At 34.7% G+C, this 24312-nt stretch carries 21 protein-coding genes; 13 read left to right on the top strand and 8 right to left on the bottom strand.

All coding sequences use genetic code 11. The annotated features are described in order from the left end of the window. Positions 1-214: 214 nt before the first annotated feature. Positions 215-1162, top strand: coding sequence for a DMT family transporter (locus ACSVDA_RS16440; protein ID WP_485884495.1), 948 nt, complete (start codon positions 215-217; stop codon positions 1160-1162). 213 nt (positions 1163-1375) lie between these two features. Here the strand turns inward: ACSVDA_RS16440 and ACSVDA_RS16435 are convergent, their stop codons facing one another. Then, positions 1376-1522 carry a BH0509 family protein gene (locus tag ACSVDA_RS16435; RefSeq protein ID WP_214480668.1) on the bottom strand — a complete coding sequence of 49 codons (147 nt, stop codon included), beginning with the start codon at positions 1520-1522 and terminating at the stop codon, positions 1376-1378. 348 nt (positions 1523-1870) lie between these two features. Further along, positions 1871-3058, bottom strand: a complete 1188-nt coding sequence (locus ACSVDA_RS16430) for an MFS transporter (protein WP_485884494.1) — start codon at positions 3056-3058, stop codon at positions 1871-1873. A 289-nt stretch (positions 3059-3347) separates the two neighbouring features. On the opposite strand from ACSVDA_RS16430, the gene cax reads away from it, so the two are divergent. Next, positions 3348-4400 (top strand): calcium/proton exchanger, encoded by a 1053-nt coding sequence (gene cax, locus ACSVDA_RS16425; RefSeq protein ID WP_485884493.1) that lies wholly within the window; start codon positions 3348-3350, stop codon positions 4398-4400. A gap of 716 nt (positions 4401-5116) precedes the next feature. Continuing rightward, the gene (locus ACSVDA_RS16420) at positions 5117-5926 is read left to right on the top strand and encodes a YfkD family protein (RefSeq protein WP_485884492.1); all 810 of its coding nucleotides are present in this window, start codon (positions 5117-5119) and stop codon (positions 5924-5926) included. A 166-nt stretch (positions 5927-6092) separates the two neighbouring features. On the opposite strand, the gene ACSVDA_RS16415 is transcribed toward ACSVDA_RS16420, so the two are convergent. After that, positions 6093-6974, bottom strand: a complete 882-nt coding sequence (locus ACSVDA_RS16415) for a mechanosensitive ion channel family protein (protein ID WP_485884491.1) — start codon at positions 6972-6974, stop codon at positions 6093-6095. 84 nt (positions 6975-7058) lie between these two features. Next, positions 7059-8195, bottom strand: a complete 1137-nt coding sequence (gene yfkAB, locus ACSVDA_RS16410) for a radical SAM/CxCxxxxC motif protein YfkAB (protein WP_485884490.1) — start codon at positions 8193-8195, stop codon at positions 7059-7061. Between the two features lie 293 nt (positions 8196-8488). On the opposite strand from yfkAB, the gene ACSVDA_RS16405 reads away from it, so the two are divergent. The 4 genes from ACSVDA_RS16405 (at position 8489) to ACSVDA_RS16390 (ending at position 12609) form a co-directional block, all read left to right on the top strand. After that, positions 8489-8671, top strand: a complete 183-nt coding sequence (locus tag ACSVDA_RS16405; RefSeq protein WP_485884489.1) for an SE1561 family protein — start codon at positions 8489-8491, stop codon at positions 8669-8671. A 332-nt stretch (positions 8672-9003) separates the two neighbouring features. Then, entirely contained in the window at positions 9004-9879 is an 876-nt protein-coding gene (locus tag ACSVDA_RS16400; RefSeq protein WP_485884488.1) for an NAD-dependent epimerase/dehydratase family protein, read from the top strand. A gap of 313 nt (positions 9880-10192) precedes the next feature. Further along, entirely contained in the window at positions 10193-10405 is a 213-nt protein-coding gene (locus ACSVDA_RS16395; RefSeq protein WP_485884487.1) for a hypothetical protein, read from the top strand. A 671-nt stretch (positions 10406-11076) separates the two neighbouring features. Next, entirely contained in the window at positions 11077-12609 is a 1533-nt protein-coding gene (locus ACSVDA_RS16390; RefSeq protein WP_485884486.1) for a fumarate hydratase, read from the top strand. Between the two features lie 276 nt (positions 12610-12885). Here the strand turns inward: ACSVDA_RS16390 and ACSVDA_RS16385 are convergent, their stop codons facing one another. Beyond that, positions 12886-14553: a DUF3981 domain-containing protein gene (locus ACSVDA_RS16385; RefSeq protein ID WP_485884485.1), complete on the bottom strand. Its 1668-nt coding sequence runs from the start codon at positions 14551-14553 to the stop codon at positions 12886-12888. Positions 14554-14865: 312 nt separating this feature from the next. Here ACSVDA_RS16385 and pdaA point away from each other — a divergent pair, with 312 nt between their 5' ends. The 4 genes from pdaA (at position 14866) to ACSVDA_RS16365 (ending at position 18255) form a co-directional block, all read left to right on the top strand. Beyond that, positions 14866-15654 (top strand): delta-lactam-biosynthetic de-N-acetylase, encoded by a 789-nt coding sequence (gene pdaA / locus ACSVDA_RS16380; RefSeq protein ID WP_485884523.1) that lies wholly within the window; start codon positions 14866-14868, stop codon positions 15652-15654. A gap of 133 nt (positions 15655-15787) precedes the next feature. Beyond that, positions 15788-16459: a DM13 domain-containing protein gene (locus ACSVDA_RS16375; protein WP_485884484.1), complete on the top strand. Its 672-nt coding sequence runs from the start codon at positions 15788-15790 to the stop codon at positions 16457-16459. A 51-nt stretch (positions 16460-16510) separates the two neighbouring features. Then, positions 16511-17221: a response regulator transcription factor gene (locus ACSVDA_RS16370; RefSeq protein ID WP_485884483.1), complete on the top strand. Its 711-nt coding sequence runs from the start codon at positions 16511-16513 to the stop codon at positions 17219-17221. Continuing rightward, positions 17218-18255: a sensor histidine kinase gene (locus tag ACSVDA_RS16365; RefSeq protein ID WP_485884482.1), complete on the top strand. Its 1038-nt coding sequence runs from the start codon at positions 17218-17220 to the stop codon at positions 18253-18255. The genes ACSVDA_RS16370 and ACSVDA_RS16365 overlap by 4 nt, the downstream gene beginning before the upstream one ends. Before the next feature lie 33 nt (positions 18256-18288). Here ACSVDA_RS16365 and ACSVDA_RS16360 read toward each other — a convergent pair whose 3' ends face one another. Then, positions 18289-19128, bottom strand: a complete 840-nt coding sequence (locus tag ACSVDA_RS16360; protein WP_485884481.1) for an alpha/beta fold hydrolase — start codon at positions 19126-19128, stop codon at positions 18289-18291. A gap of 161 nt (positions 19129-19289) precedes the next feature. Between ACSVDA_RS16360 and ACSVDA_RS16355 the strand changes: the two genes are divergently transcribed. Next, positions 19290-20141, top strand: a complete 852-nt coding sequence (locus ACSVDA_RS16355) for a GNAT family N-acetyltransferase (RefSeq protein WP_485884480.1) — start codon at positions 19290-19292, stop codon at positions 20139-20141. 91 nt (positions 20142-20232) lie between these two features. Here ACSVDA_RS16355 and pdxR read toward each other — a convergent pair whose 3' ends face one another. Further along, complete coding sequence (pdxR, locus tag ACSVDA_RS16350; protein ID WP_485884479.1) at positions 20233-21708, bottom strand: MocR-like pyridoxine biosynthesis transcription factor PdxR; 1476 nt, start codon at positions 21706-21708, stop codon at positions 20233-20235. Between the two features lie 100 nt (positions 21709-21808). Here pdxR and ACSVDA_RS16345 point away from each other — a divergent pair, with 100 nt between their 5' ends. After that, on the top strand, positions 21809-22735 hold the full coding sequence (locus tag ACSVDA_RS16345) for a DMT family transporter (RefSeq protein ID WP_485884478.1): 927 nt from the start codon (positions 21809-21811) through the stop codon (positions 22733-22735). A 346-nt stretch (positions 22736-23081) separates the two neighbouring features. On the opposite strand, the gene ACSVDA_RS16340 is transcribed toward ACSVDA_RS16345, so the two are convergent. Beyond that, positions 23082-24302 carry an MFS transporter gene (locus ACSVDA_RS16340; protein WP_485884477.1) on the bottom strand — a complete coding sequence of 407 codons (1221 nt, stop codon included), beginning with the start codon at positions 24300-24302 and terminating at the stop codon, positions 23082-23084. Positions 24303-24312: the final 10 nt, after the last annotated feature.

Raw genomic sequence — 24312 nt, 5'->3', positions numbered from 1 at the left:
TAAAATGACGAAAGCTGCCATCTTATAGGGATAGCAGCATTCTTTATAATAATTTTAATTAAATATTTATTATATTTCTTATTTAATACTTTACCATACTATATGCATTAAGGAAAGAATATTGTGCTTAAAAAGCTCAAAATACTTGTATAAAATTTTAGATTAGATTATAACTAGGTAAGTGTACTTTAAAGGATCAAGGAGATGTATTGATTTGACAGCAGAACGCTTTTTTTCTCATAAATTAGGAATGATCGCTGCGGCAGCTGCAGCGACATTTTTGTGGGGGAGTGCTTTCCCATTCATTAAGCTTAGTTATGAAGAATTGAACATTCAACCTAATGAGATTGGTGAACAAATTTTATTTGCTGGTTACCGTTTCATTTTGGCATCATTAATGATTATTGTTTTCTACTTATTTATAAAACGAAATATTCTTCTAAAAAACGGTACAATTAAGCCACTAATTCATATAGGTTTGTATCAGACATTTTTCCAATATGTTTTGTTTTATATAGGATTAAGCTATTCAACAGGCATACAAGGGTCAATAATTGCAGGGACTACATCATTATTTCAAATGATATTTGCACATTTTATGTATAATGATGATTCGTTAAATAGGAAAAAGGTAGTAGGGGTACTAGTTGGATTTACAGGCGTCATTTTAGTAAATATAACTAGGGGTTCCTTTTCTTTTTCATTCGGCTTAGGTGAATTATTATTACTTCTTGCAATGGTTTCAGGTGCTTTTGGAAATTTAAAAGCGAGAAATGGCAGTTTTAGTATGGATGTTGGCTATTTAACAGCTTATCAAATGTTATTTGGATCCTTTGGTTTATTAGCTGTAGGGATGGTAATGGCAGGTATATTTCCATTTGAATTTACAGTAAAGTCATTGTTCCTCTTGTTGTATTTAGCATTTTTATCTGCAGCTGGTTTTGTGCTTTGGAATAATGTCATGAAATATAATCAAGTCGGCAAGGTATCGATGTTCTTATTTCTTGTCCCTGTATTCGGTGTAATATTATCTAGTATACTATTACAAGAATCGATTCACTTTTTCGTTGTATTTGGATTGTTGTTTGTTACATCAGGAATTATTATCGTGAATCGACCTGATAGGAAGCGGCTAAAAAAGGTGAATGATCAAGTAAGTTAAGCCATGTACTAATTTTTTTGGAGCGATAGAAGACTGCCAACTATTGCGTGTTTTCAAAAGTACTAATATGCAAAAATACACCTCGATCTTTAGTTATCGAGGTGTATTTTTTATAGTTAGACATTTTAATGGAATTTCGAATATAAATGGAATATTGTTAGTGGTTAAACACTTAATAATACGAGGTGTATTGTGTTGATAAGCAGTAAACTATTATTCAGCGATTTCTTCAAATTGGTAGTAAGTAGTATTATAAATATGCTCAATTTCAGCGTCTGTCATGTAGATTAAGTGATCTCGATCCATACCTTTCATTTTTTCAATGAACTCAATCATATTTTTTCTTTCTTGTCTACTCATTTATATCCGCTCCTTTTTTAATCTGTTTTAATACAGTTTATTATCTTTGTTTGTATTATATAACAGTTTAACGAAAAAGTGCAAACATTTTTTTGATTTTTTTGAAAATAATTTGGTCTAATGAGAGTCAGTTCAAAACTGTATAGATGATGTGGTTTCTTTCTATGCTTTTTCAGCTGTATTTAAGGAGACCAGTTAGGGGAGTTTAGTTGACGATCGTTGTTAAAATTAGTATTTAATGTAACAAGAGCTCGGTTAGACAGCTAAACCTCAACTATATAAGTTGAGGTCTGGGTATTGTCTCATGTCATCTGAATGCAACAGAACAGAGACTCGTATATAAAATAGTTATTTACTCATTCTCACAGGTTCACTTTCTTGTATAGTAGGCTGTTTACCAAAAAAAGTGACGATAAAAAATATGCTTAATAACATGATGCTTATAATAGTGAAAAAGCTAATGTTTTCGAAGAATTGTATAAATGTTCCTCCTAGGATAGGACCTGCTAAACTACCTACACTAAATGCAACACCACTTAGTAAATTTCCCGTTGGAAGTAGATTCTTTGGCATTAGATCTGTCATATAACTTATACCCATGGAAAAAGTAGATCCTACTAGCATACCTGCTATGAAAATGAACGTCGTTAGTAAAACGATAGATTGTTCGAAAAAGCTGGCAGCTAAAAATGCTACAAAACCTAAGAAAAGAATGCCCATTAAGATATTTCTTCGACCAAATTTATCGCTCAGCATGCCTAGTGGTAGCTGGAACACAATACCCCCTATAGCGAAAGCAGTAAGTAGTACAGAAACACTTGCTACCTCTAATCCGATACGTAAACCGTAAACAGGGAAGCTACCATTTAAAGACGATTCTAGAAATCCGTAGCTTAATGGTGGTAAAAATGCAACCCAACCGTATTTCCAAGCTTGACTAAAACGTTGAATCGTTTCTTTAAAAGAATTTGACTCGATATCTTGTTCAGGATAGTCATTATCTAGCATAAAAATGAATATCCATCCAATGAGACATAACAAAGATGATACTACAAAAGGGAGTGTTTCATTAATTTTTACTAAAGGTGCTAATAATGGGCCAGTTGCAAATCCAAGGCCGAAAAATAAGCCGTATAAAGAAATATTTCGCCCTCTCTTTTTGGCTGAGGAAAACGAAGTTATCCACGTTTGGGTTGCAAAGTGTAGTGCATGATCACCTATGCCAATAAAAAGACGTAAAATAAACCAAAACCAAAATGATTTCCAGAGAGGAAATAGCGCGAGAGATACGATCACTATGAGTCCGCCAATGATAATAACAGATTTATAGCCAAACCTTCTTAAGGGCTGCTCCATAAACGGAGATATAAGAAGTATGCCAATATAAAGAGCAGTTGCGTTTAAGCCATTTAAAGACGAACTAACCCCGTCATTTTCAAAAATTATTGCTATAAGTGGCAGTAGCATACCTTGTGAAAAACCAGAAATCATAACAATACTAACTAGTATCCAAAATCGAAATTTATTTTTATCCATTGTATTACCTCTATTTCTAACGATGTTGATAAAATGCACCCGATAAAGATCGTACAAATAAATGAAGAGATATACAAGGGTTTTTCAGAAATAACATCATTTGTTATATTTATTTTTTCTAAGCGGTGATACACCCTTAACTGTTTGTATAAATAAGACGAGGAATTCGTAATAATTTCTCAATGCTTAAGTGAAAAATATATGTAGTATTCAATGAGAGTATGTTTAGTAAAATATCCTCTTATTTTACTAATAATAATTATAGCTATAAACAGAAAGGTTTGAGGAAATGAATAAAATATTTTTTCTCCTAGTAGCTACTGGTATCCCACTATCCGTTGTTGGTAGTCTATTGCATTGGTCACCTGTGATAATGTTCGTTATTTACAATATTACAATTATAGCTTTAGCTAGCTACATGGGGAGAGCAACAGAAAGTATTGCTATCGTTAGTGGACCACGTATAGGTGGACTTTTAAATGCCACATTTGGAAATGCAGTTGAGCTAATCATTTCAATCTTTGCTTTAAAAGCTGGTCTTATTGGTGTTGTTTTAGCTTCGTTAACTGGATCCGTTATCGGGAACTTACTACTTGTAGGCGGATTATCTTTTTTTGTTGGGGGCTTGAAATTTAAACGTCAAGAATTTAACGCATACGATGCTCGTCACAATGCGGGTCTCCTAATGTTTGCTGTTATTGTTGCATTTGTAATCCCTGAAGTTTTTTCAATGGAAATGACTGAAGGCGAAACGCTAGCTTTAAGTATTGGGATATCAATTATTTTAATGGCATTATACATAGCTGCACTATATTTTAGACTTGTCTCACATCGTGGGGTTTATCAACATAGCTCGGATGAGGTAGAAGAACACGAGGAACCGGAATGGTCGAAAAAGGTAGCCATCACAGTTTTAGCACTAGCAACTGCAGCAGTTGCTTACGTATCAGAAAACCTTGTTCACACATTTGAAATAGTAGGTGAAACGTTTGGTTGGAGCGAGTTGTTCATCGGGGTTATCATTGTTGCAATCGTAGGGAATGCGGCTGAACATGCCTCTGCAATTATTATGGCGTATAAAAATAAAATGAATATCGCTGTAGAAATTGCAGTCGGGTCAACCTTACAAATTGCCATGTTTGTTGCACCACTACTTGTACTTCTTTCATTATTCTTCCCGACAAAAATGGCTCTTGTGTTTACGCTTCCTGAGCTCATTGCCATGGCTTCTTCAGTATTCTTAACAATTGTTCTGACAAACGATGGAGATACAAACTGGTTTGAAGGTGCAACACTTTTAGCAGCATATATCATTATGGGAATTGGCTTTTACTTATTATAAGGCTCTTTCCGAAAACGTTGTTGCTATTCGTATTAAATTAGTAACGCAAGGAGTGGTTTTTGGTTGTTTTAAAGACGAAAAGATGGCACAAGTTTCGAACTATGCGAATAAAATAACTTGTCCATACTAAAAGGATATAAGATGTTTAGAGTTTAAAGTCATATTAAAAGGGTGCCTTCAATGTATCTGACTTACCTATCATTTTTCTTTAAAAATAGGTAATGGTGTCAGACGTTATTGTTGAAGCACCCTTAATTTTTTATGTTCAGGAAATGGAATTGTAAAATAAATATATTTCCAGTCGTTTTTATCTACGTAAATTCAAAGTAATTATCACCAAGCTACATTCACACAAACTCACTTGTCGTATTTCGTACCTTTTTTAAAGTAGTCACTGCGATGATTCTACTCGATACGCATACCTCCTTATGTGTTGTATGATGCTTTCTAGATCCCTCCTTTTTGGTAAGTATAATTCAATTATATTCAACATTTGTTTGAATATTCTGTTTATTATATTCTTTTTTTTTTTAGTTCTTTTCGAAGCAATATTAGTTACTTATTGGTTTATTAGTAAATAAAACAACTTTCATGTTGAACTTAGTAAATATATTGTTGAAGAAAAATATGCAAATTGATGTAATTAAGTTGGATAATCTATAGTCGGTTCGAAAAAACTAATGAAAAGATTATGTGTTTGAAAGGAGTAATTGCAAATGAAACGTATATCACAGTTTATTGTATTATTATTCTTTATGTCTTTAATAAATCCGAATGTCATTTCAGCAGAGGAAAAGAAAAAAGCAGCAAAGAATCAATATGTCATGCCTGATTCTGTTGTAAATATTTCAAAAGAAAATACTTATCCAAACCCAACGGAAGATTTACCATACTTGGAGCCAAGTGAACTTGCTAAGAAGCTTATTGAAACATCAAATGTAACAATAGAAAATCCGGATCTCATACGTATTTTAAATGAGTCATCTATAGGAAACGCACCGCATGCAATAGGGTATCGTGCAACGATTTTTTTAGGTGAGTGGCCTTTGAATTATGAATCACAAGAAACGACAACAAACTGGGAATATCAGAAAATTAATACTAATTATTTTGATAATAGAGGAGGAGAAGCACCTCAAAAAATATTTTACACACAGGATACCCAAAAGGTAGTGAAGGGAGGTTTAACTTCAAATGTCCCAAATGAAGAGGATGTAAAAAAGATGATGCTGTTAAAATCAATGGATAAAACTAAATTGCAATTATCGTTTCAAACGATTGTTGGTTTAGGTACAAAAAAAGAGCAAGTTTATAATATACCTCCAAAGAAAGTGGGCTATTTATATTCACACTCTCCAGCTGTGAATGAAAAAGGTAAAGTGACCTATGGTGAAGTATATTTAGTGTTAAGGGGTAACAGTAAGAGAATTGAGGTCAAAAATGTAACTTCTCAAGGGATAGGTGCTTGGATTCCTGTCCAAGATCATGTATCATTCTCCTTTGTTACAACAAATCATCCGAGATAAGGAAAGAGCGCTATTACGACTTTAGTGTAATGGCGCTCTTTGTTGTTATTGAAAGAATGTATTGCATTTATTGGTATGAACTAAGCATCCTAGGCTTCTAAAATACAAAAATTACTCATTGCTGTTCTAAATTAGTTTCAATTGCAACAAAGCTTTAAAAAAGAGTCTATTGAAATTGTCTCGTGCTTGTCTCGTCGTTCAATTCTTGGTTGTTTTGTACAATTAATTGGCCTTCAGCCATTAAAATATTATGGTCATACATAGCTTGGGCAACAATTCGTCTAGTCTCTTTCGCTGCAGTCCAGTAGTGTGCGTCATCCACTAAGCCGATAATTGTATACTCATAGCCGCGAAAGCCAGCATTTAGGGACGTCATTCCATATACCTGAAAAGGTTCAAGGACTTGTTCATTGTTCGTCTTTAAATAAGCTTGTAAAGAATCATTTAATTCAACACAAGTTTGTCCTAGCAGTTTGAATACTTCTTCCGGATTTTCTCTAAAACTAACGACAACGCGTTCGATGACACGCATATTTTCAATATTATAGTTCTGGATTTGTTGAATTTCTCCATTGCTTATAGTAAGTAGTTTGCCACTCCATTCACGCACCTTCAAGAACCTAAGTCCGATTTCTTCAACCGTCCCGTTATACGTGTTGTTGACCGTGATAAAATCACCTTTATCAAGTTGCTTTTCATACAACAGGAACACACCTGACAACACATCCTTTATTAGACCTTGTGCGCCTAAACCGAGTATGATTCCTGCTACACCAGCTCCAGCTAGCAGCTTTTCAGCTTCAATGTCAAAAAGCTCATCAAGTGTATATATTATAAAAGCAAATGTAGCTACGTATTTCGTAACCGAGCGAACCATACTTTCTATTGTTTGTTCTTTGCGCTCTTCAAAAAAATGTGTTCTTTTAAAAAAGTTGTGAACCATTCTATTAATAATGAGGACAGCTATCCACACGATAAGCCCAAATCGGATGACTTTAGTTATTTCATGCTGCCATACTGTATTTAATATTTCTAAAGTAGTTTGCATTATTTATCAACACTTTCTGTGAAATTAATTTTCAACATTTATATATACAATAACGATTAATCTTAAGTTTTTCAATAGAAACTGCTAAGCTTCGCTTCTTACTAATTTCGTTTCTTTTGCTAGAAAATCAGTGTCTTTGTAATAACGATCCTTTACTAATAAATTGGGACCAAGACATTTTATAGCAGGACAGTGGCAGCTTAACATTTTTGCTAAAGGAGATTGCGTCCAAAGTTGATAAGATTCTAACAAAGAATTCGATTGTATATTCCCTAATGGGGGGGCATCACCGAAATCTGTGACAATGACTTCTCCAGTAAATATGTTTACATTTAATCGAGAACGACCGTCAGGATCATTTCTTACGGATACTTTTTTACTCTCATATAGACGTCTTAGCAAGGTGATATCTTCATCTTTATCACTGCAAGGGTAAAAAGGTAGTGTGCCAAAAAGCATCCATGTATTTTCATCACGTACGTCAAGTAAGTGATGAAGGGTTCCTCGGAGTTCATCTAATGATAGAACTTCTAAGTTGCTTGCAAAATCGCTCGGATACATCGGATGAATCTCGTGACGAGCACAAAGCATGTCATTGACAACTTGATGGTGGATCTGTTCTATATAAGGGAGAGTCCTTTTGTTTAACATCGTTTCTGCAGAGACCATTACGCCCTCTCTTGACAATGCTCGGCTATTTTCAATAATTTGGCTAAAATACTTTTCCCGCTGTTTAAACGTTGGCTTGCGCTCCATCATGGCAAACCCACCCTCAGCAAATTCTTCAACCGTTCCCCAGTTGTGTGATATGTGAAGTACGTCTAAATATGGAATGATTTGTTCATATTTACTTAAATGAACTGTAAGGTTTGAGTTCAACTGTGTTCGCACACCACGATCATGAGCGTATTTTAATAACGGTTTAACATATCCATCAACTGAGGTTGAAGATAGCATTGGCTCACCACCAGTAATACTTATGGAGCGTAAATGTGGAATCTCATCTAGCCTCGTTAATAATAGATCAAGGGCCAATGGATGAGGATCCTTTGATTGTAACGTATAGCCGACTGCACAGTGCTCGCAGCGCATATTACATAAAGTTGTCGTAGTGAATTCAATATTTGTTAATTCTAGTTGTCCTAACTCCTCAACATCTGTGTATGCCTCCCACGGATCATTTGAGGGGGAAATTAGCTTTTTTTGTTTTGTTGTGCTCATGTTTAACTCCTTAACAATTGTTTTTGACTAAGGCTCTTTTCGTAAATTTTGTTGCAATTTTTATTAAAAATGGTCTATATGATGAGTATTATGAGAGTTCAATAATTCTATAAGTAGAAAAGATGCCACGTACGATAGTTGACTACGTGCTTATATCTTTGAACGAAAAGCAACAATCAATACGAAAACAACTTTGATTGAACAATAACCTCCGATAATTATGTAGAATGATGAGGGATGTTGTCAAATGGTTGTGAATTCGTTACGATAATAGAGAGAAAGGGGCGAGTTTGTTGGATAACACATCAAATGGCAATCACTCACAAATAATATATTTGAAGGATCGATTAAATATGTTTTTAGAGACGATCGACTCATTAGATCCAGAAGAAACAAAGCTTGAAGATATAGATCGTTTAATACAGATGATTGATGAAATTGAAGATAAATGTGAACAAATAAAAGATCATAAATAAAGACTCTTTTCGTAAACTTTGTTGCGTTTTGTAACTTACATTGAGTAACTGATGTGTATGATATGTATGAAAAGATACCTTGAACGTTAGTTATATTCATATTTAGCTCTTATTACGAAAAGCAACAATTAATGGGGAACAGCCTAAATAAATGGTTTGTTAATCAGGTGTGGAATACTCTACACCTGATTTTTACTTATACAGTAAATGGGAGTTAGCTAGGTCTAGTATTTATGGAAGCGAACATAGAATAAGAATATGGAGCTTATGATTCAAATTTCTCGTTTTTCTAAATGGCTTCGATATATAATAATTACGGAGGTGTTGTTGTGATGAAAACTGCATTAGTATTCGGAGGAACACGTTTTTTTGGAGTGAATTTAGTAAATGAATTACTAAAGAAGGGCTTTCAAGTAACTGTTGCCACGAGACAAAATAGTACAATCCCATTCGGCGATGAAGTGAAAAAATTAAAGGTTGATCGATTTGATAAGCAGTCAGTAATAACTGCGGTACAAAATAGTAAATGGGATATTGTATTTGATCAAATATGCTATAATGCACAGGGTGCAGAAATTACCATTGAAGCTTTAAAAGGTAAGGTAGGTAAATACGTATTTACATCAACGATGTCAGTTTATGACTATGGTGTGGATATGACAGAAGATGTGTTTGATCCATATACATATGAAATTAACCATATACCTACCGACGAAATATCCTACCAGGAAGGTAAACGACAAGCAGAGGCTGCTTTTTTTCAACATGCTTCTTTTCCAGCTGTAGCAGTTCGTATTCCGATTGTGTTAGGGGAGCATGATTATACAGAACGTTTGAAGCTTCATATTGATAAAGTGAAAAAACAAGAACAAATATACTTCCCTAATCTTGATGTAGAAATGGGCTTTATTAACCAGCAGGAGGCAGGGGAATTTATTGCATGGACGGGTACCCAAGATTTTGTAGGACCTATCAATGCTTGTGCTGATGGAACGATTTCGATGGGCGCATTGATGGAGCTTATTGAGAAAGAAATCGGCAAAAATGCTGTGCTTTCTAAAGAATCCACAAAAGACGATCACTCTCCATATGGAATTGAAGAAACATGGACAATCTCTACTGATAAAGCAAAAGGGTTAGGATATACATTCACTAATCTATATCAATGGTTACCAAATTTAATAAAAACAATTGCTAATGAGAAATAAGTATTAACATTGAAGGTCAGAAATCATGGCTATGTATCTTTATCCTTAGGTATGTAGTTGTAGATTTATCTGCCCTTTTTTTATAAGCTTTGTTGCTATTATTTCTCATTCATAACAGCAAAGCGATGTTATCTGTGATCGAAACGAATTATAGAAGAAAAAGAATCTTTTTAAATATGACAATTAATGCGATAATAAGTCTCTCAAAATGATTTGCTATTAGTAATATAATTACTATATTTAATTGAAGGATCATTTCATATAATTGAAAACTACGTTAAAATGTTGTTTAGAAATAATAGGAGAGATGAAATTGGATAATATAAAGAAAGAAACAATAAAAACTTGGTTAATCGTTGCTCTGATACTTTCGCTTGTAGGTTCATTCGTTCTTTTTTTCATAGGTTATTATACGATTGGATTTGTGGTAGGTGGAGTGTTTATGGTTTTGGCTACTCTGTTAGGTCAGTGGTCTTCTCACAAGAATGCAGATTATGTACACAGAAATATTTATAATAACAAATAATAAAGCGTTTGGGTTTATTCCAAGCGCTTATTCTAATCTTCTTAATCTATTGACTACAGAAAGGGGTTAATTACACAGAAAGAGCCAAAAAAATAGGAACTTGAAAAAAGAACCGATTTTGAGCCTAGTGAAATCGTATAATATTAACTATCCAAAAATCAACGATCTATACTAGAACAGCCTTTAAACTATTTCATTGTTTGTTGTGTTTTTATTTTTTATAGTAACCTATGTTCCTGCAACCGATTTCCTTTACTTTTTTTGAGGATTTATAGCATTTTTTACATACATAATTTCCTCGTATGAGAAAAGGTACCCAACAAAAGAATACGCTGTTTGGGATTATGAATAGCAACATAGATAGCAATTGGTAATTAAATTTCTAAATTTTCTACCATATCTGTCGCAATGTATACAAAGCTTCAACTTATAATTTCTCCTCTAACCACTTTAAATCGATCGTTCTTTATTCAAATAATGATGTTTTTCGTATCCAAACACCTTAGCTTTAATAACAAAATGCACCATAGGATACTAAAATAGTTATAGCATTATCTTCCTATTTGGTAGTGTGAAAAAGAAATCGCTTTCGAAAATAATATTGTAGGAGTATAATTTAATTGTGAAAAATAAGACAACTTCATTTTAGCGGAATATAAGGGGGATTTTGTATGGAGAAGCTTCAAGAAAGTATGTATAAGCTTATCGTTGAAACATCTACCAACTTACCAAAGGATGTCCGTAGTGCTATTGCGAAAGCGAAAAAACGTGAAAATGCGGGTACACGAGCTGCTATGTCACTAGGAACAATTACAAACAATATTTCTATGGCGGATGAAAATGTATCGCCTATTTGTCAAGATACTGGTTTGCCAACATTTAAAATTAAAACGCCTGTAGCGGTAAATCAGTTAAAGGTAAAGGATGCAATTTATAGTGCTATCGCACAAGCTACAAAGGATGGCAAACTACGTCCTAATTCTGTTGATTCTTTAACTGGAGCCAACAGTGGTGATAATTTAGGTATAGGCACGCCGGTAATTAAGTTTGAACAATGGGAGAAAGATTATATTGATGTACGACTAATTTTAAAAGGCGGAGGCTGTGAAAACAAAAATATTCAGTATAGCTTGCCATGTGAACTAGAGGGACTTGGTCGTGCAGGGCGTGATTTAGACGGAATTAGAAAATGTATCATGCATTCAGTATATCAAGCGCAAGGGCAAGGATGTAGTGCTGGTTTTATTGGTGTTGGAATAGGAGGAGATCGTACGAGTGGTTATGAGTTGGCTAAAGAGCAGCTTTTCCGTACGGTTGATGATGAAAACCCTAACGAAGATTTGCGTAAACTTGAAGAATACGTGATGGAAAATGCGAATAAGCTCGGTATTGGTACAATGGGCTTTGGTGGAGAAACAACGCTTCTCGGCTGTAAAGTGGGCGTCATAAACCGAATCCCAGCAAGCTTTTTTGTATCAGTAGCGTACAACTGCTGGGCATACAGACGCTTAGGTATGACTGTAAATCCAGAAACAGGCGAGGTTAATGAATGGTTGTATCAGGACGGAGAAAAAGTAGATTTTGCGAATGAGGCAAATAAAGCTGATGAGGTATCGGAAACACGCGAAGTTGTATTACATGCACCGATAACGGAAGAACAAATCCGTGAATTAAAAGTGGGAGATGTCGTTCATATTAATGGCATGATGTACACTGGGCGCGATGCGATTCATAAATATTTAACTGACCACGATGCGCCAGTAGATTTGGACGGACAAATTATTTATCATTGTGGACCAGTTATGTTGAAAGATGAAGAAGGTAATTGGCAGGTAAAAGCAGCAGGTCCTACTACATCAATTCGCGAAGAGCCGTATCAAGGTGATATTATGAAGAAGTTTGGTGTCCGTGCAGTTATTGGTAAAGGTGGTATGGGACCAAGAACACTTGCAGCTTTAGAAGAGCATGGCGGTGTATATTTAAATGCTATAGGTGGTGCAGCACAGTATTATGCTGATTGTATTAAATCAGTTGAGGGAGTTGACCTCATGGAGTTTGGCATTCCTGAAGCCATGTGGCACCTGCAAGTTGAAGGGTTTACTGCTGTAGTAACGATGGATTCTCACGGCAACAGTTTACACGAAGATGTTGATAAATCATCTTTAGAAAAGCTAACGACATTTAAAGATCCTGTTTTTAAATAGGATATATACACGATTTCTCAAAGGATCATTAGCAATTGCTAGTGATCCTTTGTTATTGGAGGTGTACAGCGGATTTATCGACTAACCTTTATTGTTTGCGGGTCAATTTTCTATATTTACGGGTCAAGTTAGGTGTTTTACGGGTCAAATTTGAAATATACGGGTCAAATTAAATGTTTTATATGTCAATTTCTAATTTTAAGGGGCAAAAATAGTGCATTGGTGAAAAAACAACAAGACTAGTGTATATTTGCACTAGCCTTGATTAAGTGTCTGTTAATCAATCCCAAGGTTTTGATATTGATTAACGGAAACGATTTGTTCATTATTATCAGCGTACTTTAACTTTAGCGTATCCCCTTGTTCAGTAAACATGGCATATGGAAAGTCATTGGAAGATACCATGAATATTTTTTCGCTATTATCTAGTAGTATAAAAATAAATGTTACACCATCATCAAGTTCCTTATATACACGCAGAACATCGCCTTCTATATTCTTTTCTTCGCTAGTTGTAGAGGCGCGGTGTGTGGAGTCGGTTCTAGAAAGGGCATTTTTATATTTATTGAATGCTTCTTTTTGTGTTGATCCAGTAGCAAAAACTTTTGCATTTGACGCTAAGATCACTGCATATTGACGAACAAGACCACCATCATCTGTAACAGGTACGATCCAACTTGGTTCACCGTACACGTTGTAAATAACTGGCATCGTGCCATGCCACTTTTCCTTTTTAAAAGTATTATCGACAACCTCTTCAGCTGCAGAACCATCCATAATTCCCTTCACTAATTCACCGTTATAGTAGTTTAATTCACCTGTTCGTGCGTCAATGAGAGAGTAACCAAGTGCTGAATCTACACCTTCTTTCGGAGAGGTAAAGTCTGTAAAGAAATACATTTTTCCGTTTTTTCCAAAAATAGGTGTTACACCTTCGTACGTGCCCCAATCGGTAGGTATTTTAACATCTGTTTGAGAAAATAAGCTGTTCCAATAACCATGTGCCAGATATCCGAAGTATTCATTTTCTAGTGAAGCTGTTTCGAAATTGAGTACGCCATCGATAAAGGCAGGTGCTTTTTCTTTAGTATACTTCTTAACATCACCAGTGTTAGGGTCTATTAAAATTACCCCTTTGACATTAAATCCTGAACGTAGAGAAACTTTATCACCATATGTCATTGTATAAAAAGGTTTACCATCATCAGCTATCTCAAATTTAGGCTCACCATAAAATATCCCTTTAGGAAATGCGTTACGAACTTTTCGTTGAAGGTTATCACTGAAATACATGCTAGGTACATATTGCATCTCATAGCCTAAGACGAGATTGGCTTCTGCGTCTGGGTTTGTACCTGACATTGTAATGTACCCAGGAGTGGAACCAGCTTTCCTTGCTTTGAAAAATCCAGAAGCTTCTATAGGTGCTACATATAATGTCTCTCCATTGACGATTTGCGGTGTTAAATCACCGAGTTCAAAATATGAGACATTATCTATGTTACCAAAAACTTTTAACATTTTATTTCGAGCAGTTTCTGGTGGGACAGAAAAAGGTGTATCCTCATTTGTAAAAGGTTCAGATATATCATGAACTTCAAAATTGACTCCTTCATATTTATCTTTAGCAATAATCATTGAATGAATAAAGGTCGTATAAACAAAAGCTGTAATGAGGAGTACACTTAACGTTACTTTAATCATCAAAACTTTATTATGGCTCTCATAAAGATACGAACTAAGAATAATAAAACCTGCTGCAACAATTGTATAGGTTGTTAAAATTGAACTCATTTGATTATCAACTAAAAAGAAATACTCTACTATTCCAATAACTAACCAAAAAAGCATAGGAATCCACATTATTTTTACTGTAGATTGTCTTTCTTGTTTTGTCCAAGGCATCATAAATAAAGAGATCGTAAGTAAAATAACAAATTTCACTTTGTTCTTCCCCCCTCCACATATATATCTTGTACTACGTCTATATGCATCAAAAGGTTTCATTTTTGTATAAAAGGCTCTTGTCGTAAACTTCAATAGTTTCTACAAAGAAGTCATCGTTTTATAGAAGAAAAGATGAACTATGTTAGATTTTTTTTGTGCGAAAAACAAACTATACGAAAACAGTTTTATAAAATACAGATCGGAAAACTCTACCTAGTATGAATTTCAACTAACGTAAAAAACTAATAAAAATATGTTGAACTTACATTATTAGGAGGGTGTCGATTGAAAACTCGATTCATACTAGCAATTTTTCTATCGCTATTATTAACGTGTACTTTTTCATATAAAACAGAAGCGCGTGAATCTAACGAGCCGATTCATTGGGGGTTTAAAAGAAGTACGAATAATGAACCACCTTCAGCTGGTGAGGAACTTGATCAATTACTTGAAAAATACAATAGCTTTTATATAGGGGATACATCAAAAAAAGATATATATTTAACGTTTGATAACGGATACGAAAATAACCAATATACTGCCAAAATATTAGACGTTTTAAAAGAGAAAGATGTGAAAGCTACTTTTTTCTTGACAGGCCATTATCTTAAAGATCAACCGAGATTAGTCAAACGGATGGTAGAAGAAGGACATATCATTGGTAATCATTCATGGAAGCACCCTGATTTTACAACTGTTAGTGATGAACGTTTAAAACAGGAGTTGGAGTCAGTCAAGAAAAAAACCGAGGAGTTAACAGATCAACGAGGTATGAGTTTCTTACGTCCGCCTCGAGGTATCTTTAGTGAACGAACATTAGCAATATCAGAACAGCTCGGTTATCATAATGTTTTTTGGTCATTAGCATTCATTGACTGGCATATTGATCAACAGAAAGGCTGGAAGTATGCGTATGATAACATCATGAAGCAAATTCATCCTGGTGCAGTCATCCTTTTACATGCAGTATCAAAAGATAATACTGAAGCACTTGGAAAGGTGATAGACGATCTTCGTGAACAAGGGTATTCTTTTGAAAGTTTAGATACACTCATTATGGAAAAGGTGTTATTAGATCCAATTATTTTTGAAAGATAACATAGTAAACGTAGAATACTTTCTTTTTTAGACATAATTTCATTTAATACTTTTGTAAGATTTTTGTTATTGTTTGATAAGGTTCATCCGCGATTATAGTATTGTACAAAAAAAAGAAAGGGTGAACGAAATTATGAATAAAAAAAGTCTGTTTTTTACAGGTGTTGGTATCGTAGCAGTATTAATAGGGTGGTGGTTATTGTCACCATTGTTTATAGATAAGCAAGTGAATGAGCCGTTACCTGGGTCTGCAAACGCATCGGGTGAACATGGAGAGATGATGGATGATAAAGAAGACATGGGTTCTGATGAAGAAGCGATGAAAGATGATATGGAAGAAACAATGGAAGATGAAGATAAGGAAGGCATGTCTGATATGGAAGAAACAATGGAAGATGAGGATATGGAGGGCATGTCTGATAAAGACGAAATGAGTGATGATAACTCTGAAGAAGCAATGGACAAGGATAAAGAAATGTCTAATGAATCTTACGCTGGAACATTTGTTGAAGTTGATAATGAGCATAATATTAGCGGGAATGCATTCACTGTCACAGCAGATGATAAAATGTATATACGCTTTGAACAATTCTCGGTAACGAACGGTCCCGATCTTAAAGTTTATTTAACTAAAGAAGGCCAGCCTACGAGTGAGGGTATTGATTTAGGGAAATTAAAAGGCAATCAAGGTGATCAAAACTATGAAATCCCTGAAGGTGTAGATTTAAGTGAATATAACAAAGTAGTCGTTTGGTGTCGTGCGTTTGATGTTGATTTCGGCTACGCAATGCTTGAAAAGCAATAATATCCACTCTCGTGGTACAATACGAGAAAAGGGGTAAGAGGTGGATAGTGGATGTCACAGAAAATCTTAGTTGTTGATGATGAGTCCAACATAACAGATGTATCAAAACGTTACTTAGAGCGGGAAGGCTATGACGTTATATTAGCATCAAATGGAGAAGAAGGCATAGCGCTTTGGCGAAGCCACAAACCGGATTTGATTGTCCTCGATGTGATGATGCCAAAAAAAGATGGCTGGGAAGTGTGTGAAGAAATTAGAAATGAGGACGATGTACCCATCATTATGCTAACTGCAAGAGGAGAAGAGATGGATCGACTCATGGGACTGACGCTAGGGGCAGATGATTATATGACGAAGCCATTCAGTCCCCGTGAGCTCGTATTGCGGGTGAAAGCTATCTTTCGTAGGATTCATGTAGGTAGTAAGAAGTCAACTGAGAAATCGACAACGACTACGCTTAAATTTGATGGCTTAGAAATTGATTCTGAAATGCGAAAAGTGGTAGCGTCTAATAATAATATTGAATTAACAGTTAAAGAATTTGACATGTTGTTTTTGCTTGCAAGCCACCCAAATCAAGTGTTTTCAAGGAGCCAACTTTTAGATAAAATATGGGACATTGATTTCTTTGGCGATACAACTACAGTCACTGTTCATATTAGAAGACTTCGTGAAAAAATAGAACAGAATCCATCAGAACCTACCTTTCTTCAAACTGTATGGGGTATAGGATATAAGTTTACTGGGCGTGAATTGTCATGAAGATGCGCACACAACTACTAATTGCTAATGCACTAAGTATTATTATCATATTAATATTCCTTACGATAAGCTATGTTCGAATGCTACTCCCTAATGAGGCGATTGAGCTTTTAACGATTGTCACCGTTGCTGCGGGAATTTTATCGTTTTTTATTCACGGCTTGTTAATTAGACCAATTGAAAAAGCAATAACTCTTATTAGATTAGAATCAAAAAAGATTGCAGAGGGTAAATTTGAAGGTAAAGTTTCCTCAATAGGTCCTAAAGAATTTCAGCAGTTAGCAGAGCATTTTAATGAAATGAGCAGCAAGCTTGAGGAGAGCTTTACAAAAATCAAACAAGCTGAAGCATCGAGAAAAGAACTTGTTGCAAATATTTCACATGACTTACGTACTCCATTGGCTTCAATTCAATCGTTTGTTGAAGCCCTGCAGGATGATGTTATTGAAGATAAACAAACGTTTGATCAATATTTAAAAACAATACGTCTTGAAACGAAAAGACTCGATCATCTGATTAATGATTTATTTCAACTTTCTCAGCTTGAGGCAGGTACTGAGGCATTTGATCCTACCCGATATCACTTAGATAGCTTAATAGTTGAAACACTTCAAAATCAATACTTTCAAATTGAAGAACACGGCTTGAAGATATCGGTTCAAATACCAGACAAGCTTTCGCCGTTAATGATTATGCCCGAAAAAATAAAGCGAGTGCTTATTAATTTTATACAAAATGCAATACGGTATGCTCCGAGAGGAAGTCAGCTAGAAATTGAAGTGAAGGAAAGTGTAGATTGTGTTAAGGTCAGTGTTACTGACGAAGGAGAAGGTATCCACGAATCAGAGCTTCCACATATTTTTGAACGGTTTTATCGAGTTGAAAAATCACGTAACAAAGCTCATGGCGGTGCTGGATTAGGATTAGCAATATCAAAATCTATTATAGATTTACATGGCGGAGAAATTGGTGTGCAAAGTAAACAAGGTGAAGGAAGTAGATTTTATTTTACACTCCCCAAACAGCATAAATAGTGAACGACAGGCGACCTTACACCTGTCGTTTTGTTATAAGTTCTTAAAGTCACAAATTATTTCAAGAAATTTTTCTTTTTCTTCTATAAAAGGAAAGTGATTGCTTAAGTCGAATATGTATAAAGTCGAATTTGTTAAGCATTTACTTATTTCTTCTGAAAAGATTAAAGGACATTGTGTATCATAACGCCCACAAAAAACAAAAGTTGGAATTGTGATTAGTTTTAATTCATTACGTATGTCATAATCCGGAATCTCTTTGAATGAAAAATAGTCCAACCTTCTTTGGACAACTTGACCACTACTAGGTTTTGTAAAGTATTCATCACGTCTTTCGATATTAAATAAAGACATATTCGTCCATTCTTTATTGGCCACTTTACGTTCATCAATCGTGGATGTAGGAGACTTAAGAATAGAAAAGATACGTTTTAATTTTTTGTTTAAATGACTATGTGGGCAATACATACTGTCTTTGTGCTCAATATACTGATTTGTAGCAGCAGCTCCACCGACCATAAGCTTCTTGATAGAATTGGGGTATATTGTAGTATACATTAGCCCAAGCATTCCACCAGATGAGTGTCCAGCAAAGCACCACCTCTCAATATTTAGCGAGTCCCTAATTGCTTCTAAATCCTTTATTGCTTCTAGCATACTTAATTCTTCTTCTTTCAGTGTAATACTAGAATTACCTGCTTCTTTTAAATTGATTAGAAAGACGGTAAAGTCCTCTACGAAAGTATCTGCAAAGTAATAGCCTAATTCATTAAACTCACTGTATAGATGGGTAATACATATTTGTTCGCCTTTTCCTTGTGTAAACACTTCAAATTGCCCTCGAGGTGTATTAATAAATCGTCTTACCCACATTTAAAACCTTCTAGGTGTGAAATTATTTTTGTTTTGATAAATCAACTTTCGACAAATTCACGATAAAACCCTCTAGTAATTCAATGTTTTATTGTAAAAATAGGTAAAATAAAGTAATCTTATACAATATTATATTGTTAAATTGTGGGAGGGAGAAAAAGGTGAATAAACTGGAGTATAAGGTCGAAAGAATAGAAAATATAGATGACCTACTATTGCTAACAATGAGCGTGAAGTGGAGCTTTACTAGACAACAGTTTGAGCTTTTGTTATCAGTAGGTACTTTCTATGGTCATTACGATAACAACAGACTTATATCCTGTGCAGGAATTTTTCAGTATGAAAATAATCTTGCATCAATTGGTATTGTTTGTGTTCATCCGAGATATCGTCGTATGGGATTGGCGAAACAATTAATGACCATTTGTATACAAGAAGCTAATAAATTAAATTCATCGATCTCACTTGTCTCTTCTCCTGATGGGTTTCCGTTGTACAAATCTCTTGGTTTTAAAGAAATAAGAAATATCCATCGATTGCAGTTAGATAAAAGTAATTTAGCGTTACAAGGAGAGCTTGAGAAGATTGAACAGATGAATATAGAAGATTTAATAGATGTGATTCAGTTGGATAAAGAAGCATTTGGACTTGATCGCAGTGCAATGTATGAACAGCATTTTTATGATATGGAAAGTGGTTTCGTTGTAAGGGGAGATGATCGAAAGCTTGAAGGATTTGGCATGGTGATGAAAGTAGGCAATGCCATCAGAGTTAGTCCGTTGATAGCTAAAGACCCTATAATAGCCAAGCAATTGATATCCTGCATTATTGGACATCACGCATATCCAATCCAAATTGATGTACCTTCAAATCAAGTGGATTTTATAAATGAATTAGAACAGAGGTTTTATTTTAAAAACATACTCTTATCTCCACAAATGATTTTACATGCTACAGATTTACCAAAAAAGCATGACCATATGTATGGAATTTTAAATCCCGCCTTTGGTTAAATTCGTTTTCGTTCTCAGATGACGTCACAACTGTATATTATGAATGCAAAAAACAGGAAACTGTAACAGGTTCCTGTTTTTTGTAATGAGATTAGAATAGTGGCGAATCATCTAGCTGTGAATTATATGATTCCATGAAATGGTTTGTTACATTTACAAAAATGTTTAAAGCTTCCTCAAATGCAGTAATGTTTAAATTGCCATAACTAATTCTTAAATGGTGATATTCTGGATCGTTTGGGTAGCACATCGCTGAAGGTAGGAATGATAGCTCTTGCTTCTGTGCATGTAATAATAAATGTTCTGTGTTTACGTGAGTAGGAAAAGAAATCCACATGACGGGCCCACCTTTAGGAACCGTCCATGTGACACCTTCTACGTTTAAGCTTTTTAGTGCTTGAATAAGGAGGTTCCGTCGATATTTTAATAAAGAGTTTTGTTTCTTAAAATGCTTTTCAAAGTTAAATGTTTGCATAAATCGTGCAAGGATTCGTTGATTTAATAATGGGGAGCCGAGATCTGATACACTTTTAGCAGCCTTTAACTTATTTAATATTTTCCCATCTGCTACGATACAGCCTATCCTAAGACCAGGAGATATTGTTTTACTAAATCCCCTCATATAAATCACATGACCGAACTCATCCATGGATTTGATAGGCTTGGCAGAACCTTCTATACTTAGCTCTGTCCATGGATCGTCTTCAATAACGATTACATTGAAAGCCTGTGCAATTTCTATTAATCTCCTTCTCTTTTTTGGAGGCAGTATTGTCCCCATTGGGTTTTGGAAAGTGGGATTTGTATATATAAGTTTTGGGGAAAACTGTTCACATAAACGTAAAAGCACGTTAACATTTATTCCGTCTTTATTGGTAGGTATCGTCTTAATAGTTACGCCACGGGATTTCAATAAATCAATAATGCCAATATATGTTGGGGCTTCGACCAATACGACATCTCCTTCATTAAGAAAAGTCTTAGCAACTAAATCGAGCCCTTGCTGGACGCCAGTTGAGATGATGATTTGATCAGCGGTTGATGATAAGCCATTATGAGAAAGGTATTCACATATCGTTTCACGTAAAATTTTATCCCCTGGTCCAGGGCCATAAGTAGTTAAAATAGTTGGCTCATCTGTAATGACTTTTTTAGTAACTGCAGTTAATTCTTTTACAGGCAAGAATTCTTCGCTCAAGTTAGCAAGTGATAAGTTATATGTAAGTTGATTAGAAAATGATTTCATCTCCTTCCATGTTTGTGCCCTAGGTAAATAATCAACAATCATATTTTGCCAGTTATGATGAGACATCTCTTCTTTTTGCTCATGTTGTTTTTTTACATAACTCCCCTTACCATGTCTTCTTTCGATTAGTTGTTTTTTTTCAAGTAATTCATATGCTTTTTGAACGGTAACTAAACTAACGTGTAGTTGATCGGCAAGCTTTCGAACAGATGGTAATCTATCGCCTTCTGACATTAAGCCTGTTTTAATACGATCTGATAATGATAGGTATATTTGTTCAGGTAATGAGTGATCAGAATCTTTTGAAAGGGATATATTCAATGTCATCATCCTTTCTTTAACTGTTATATTAAGTGTTTTACTGTTATAGAATATTTATCTTAATATTACCTAAACAAACAGCGATTGGGGAGTGGGTAATATGATTTTATTTAATTATTTATTTATATGTACCATATTCGGAACAACTTTTTTTGCAATAAAGGTAGGTATTGATGCAGGAGTTGCACCTTTTTTTTCTGCATCACTTAGGTTTTTTATTGCTGGAGTAATTGTTATACTGTTTTATAAAATTCGACAAGCTCCATTTCCACCTTTACGTATGATTTTGCAATTAGCCATCATAGGTTTCTTTTTAACATTTGGCACATTTTCAACACTTTATTGGGCAGAACAGCATATCCCTTCAGGTTTAGCTGCTGTATTGTCTGCATTCGGACCGATTATGGTTTTATTATTAAAAAAATATGAAGATAAATCAAAATTTTCACCTATACAAGTGCTTGGTTTAATTGCAAGCTTATGTGGTGTAGGGCTAATAGCTTGGCCAGGTTTGAATGGCGATGTGAATGCGATTTGGATTATTGGTGCCATTGTAGTAATTCTAGGCCAGTTGTTCTACAGCGTTGGAACAATAAGGTCAAAAAAAATAATGTCATCAAGCTCACAGTTTTCCCCGTTTTTATTAAATGGCTTTCAAATGCTTTTCGGAGGTATCATGCTTTTTCTGCTCTCATTAATAATTGAACGACCCAACTTAGCCTCGTTATCCAATGTGACCGTACAGCTATCACTCATATATTTGATTTTCTTTGGTTCAATTTTAGGTCATGGTATTTTTTATTGGCTAGTTGGTAAGACAAATCCCGTTTTTCCTTCTACATGGTTATACGTTTCGCCTATTATTGCGATGATATTAGGTATTACCTTATTAGGTGAAGGAATTTACTTGATTTCTATCTTTGGTTCAATTTTGGTACTTGTTGGAGTATTTTTTACTAACCTAGAAACATTTAAAGAATATTATAAAAAAGGGAGTTTAATTAAAAAAGTAGCTAAAAACATATAGTGGGAAGGGGAGCTAATCTTTATCTTAGGCTGTTTTCGTAATGATAACTTTACTACTAAGAACGTATACATCTAGCTTTCGTAGTAGCTTTTCTACTTAAACATGTGGGTTCGGATAATACCTCTTCTTACTGTCCATACACAGTAAAAATAGCAATAAAGTTTACGAAAGGCTCTTTTCGTAAACTTTGTTGCTATTGTTATAAAATTATTAATATAAAAAGTGGTTTTATATGTTAGTTTTTGTTGCACCGAAGAAAAGATGCCACGAACGTTAGTAATAATCGTATTTAGCTCTAATTACGAAAAGCAGCAATTAATGCGAAAACAGCGTTACGAAAAAAGCCTTAAATTAACTCCGCTTTCAATTGTTGTTTGTTTTTCCTCCAAATAAACAAAGCAAGGGCGGCTGAAATACCATATAAGCTCGATGCTATTAAAAAAGAATACTGTACGCCGAATGTATCTGAGATAACACCCATGATACCTATAGAAATTCCTAGTGTGGCAGATGTTAAGAGTCCTTTTGCAGCAAAAACCTTCGGTAAATGCTTGTCTTCAACGTTTTGCTGAAAGAGAGTTTGTTGAGAAATATCACGTAATTGATATGCAGGCCCATTAATAATACTTAACAATATTAGTACAAGCGGGTTGGTTGTTAATCCAAAAATTAATGTGAAAATGCTAACTACGAATGATCCAATTATCATGCTAGCGATTAGTCGATGACTAACCCACTTTGAAAATGAAACAACGAATAACCCACCTAGAATTGTACCTATATAGTAACTGCCACTAAAGTAGCCCCACCAAGCTTCATCTTTATTTAAAAATTCAATTACGTATACTAGGATGTTTGCTCCAATCCATACACCATTGGCGATTCCTTCTAATATATCCATCGTTGTAATGATTTGCAATGCTGGATTTTTCCATAGTGATACATACCCTTCGCTAATGGCATTGAATGTTGATTTATTTGTTGCATGATTGGTGATCATTTCCTTCTCATCTTTAACGAAATAAAATAAGAAGAATGATAGTAGAGACATGAATAAGGTTAGTTGTAATGAATGCACAACACCTATTTTTACTACGATAATGCCCCCAAGAGTATACCCAAGAACAGTTAATGATTGATTTGTAATGGATAAAAAGCCATTTGCTTTCACTAACTGTTTTTTCAATACGATACGTGGAAGCATAGCAGAGTTTGCAGGACTGATCAGCCCGTCTATAAACGATCTTATAAAAACGAAAATCAATAAGGTCATTATCGAATGAGAAAACATTGAAAAGGTTAAAAGAATTAAAAATAAGATTATCGTATTTACCCCTTTGGATACGAAAATGATTGGCTTTAACCTGAACTTGTCGATAACTACGGGGGCTACAAAACCAGCAAGTAATGTCGATAATACGTCGATTAACGGAAACATGGCGGCCATTGTGGCAGAACCACTTGTTTTAAAAATAAATGTTGTTATCGTCATGACATAAAACACTCTTGAAAATAATCTAGTAGCTTCACTGCTTATATAAAAATAAAAATGATGGCTGAATCGCATCTTAAACACT

The organism is Cytobacillus sp. Hm23, assembly GCF_051842895.1.
Lineage (GTDB): Bacteria > Bacillota > Bacilli > Bacillales > SM2101 > Nanhaiella.
Note: the sequence above shows the minus strand (reverse complement) of the source record. Positions and strands in the feature narration are given on the sequence as shown.

Coding starts and splice junctions, on each gene's coding strand:
- ACSVDA_RS16435 (WP_214480668.1), bottom strand. CDS start 1,522: ATGAGTAGACAAGAAAGAAAAAATATGATTGAGTTCATTGAAAAAATG.
- ACSVDA_RS16430 (WP_485884494.1), bottom strand. CDS start 3,058: ATGGATAAAAATAAATTTCGATTTTGGATACTAGTTAGTATTGTTATG.
- cax (WP_485884493.1), top strand. CDS start 3,348: ATGAATAAAATATTTTTTCTCCTAGTAGCTACTGGTATCCCACTATCC.
- ACSVDA_RS16420 (WP_485884492.1), top strand. CDS start 5,117: ATGAAACGTATATCACAGTTTATTGTATTATTATTCTTTATGTCTTTA.
- ACSVDA_RS16415 (WP_485884491.1), bottom strand. CDS start 6,974: ATGCAAACTACTTTAGAAATATTAAATACAGTATGGCAGCATGAAATA.
- yfkAB (WP_485884490.1), bottom strand. CDS start 8,195: ATGAGCACAACAAAACAAAAAAAGCTAATTTCCCCCTCAAATGATCCG.
- ACSVDA_RS16400 (WP_485884488.1), top strand. CDS start 9,004: ATGAAAACTGCATTAGTATTCGGAGGAACACGTTTTTTTGGAGTGAAT.
- ACSVDA_RS16390 (WP_485884486.1), top strand. CDS start 11,077: ATGGAGAAGCTTCAAGAAAGTATGTATAAGCTTATCGTTGAAACATCT.
- ACSVDA_RS16375 (WP_485884484.1), top strand. CDS start 15,788: ATGAATAAAAAAAGTCTGTTTTTTACAGGTGTTGGTATCGTAGCAGTA.
- ACSVDA_RS16370 (WP_485884483.1), top strand. CDS start 16,511: ATGTCACAGAAAATCTTAGTTGTTGATGATGAGTCCAACATAACAGAT.
- ACSVDA_RS16365 (WP_485884482.1), top strand. CDS start 17,218: ATGAAGATGCGCACACAACTACTAATTGCTAATGCACTAAGTATTATT.
- ACSVDA_RS16360 (WP_485884481.1), bottom strand. CDS start 19,128: ATGTGGGTAAGACGATTTATTAATACACCTCGAGGGCAATTTGAAGTG.
- ACSVDA_RS16345 (WP_485884478.1), top strand. CDS start 21,809: ATGATTTTATTTAATTATTTATTTATATGTACCATATTCGGAACAACT.
- ACSVDA_RS16340 (WP_485884477.1), bottom strand. CDS start 24,302: ATGCGATTCAGCCATCATTTTTATTTTTATATAAGCAGTGAAGCTACT.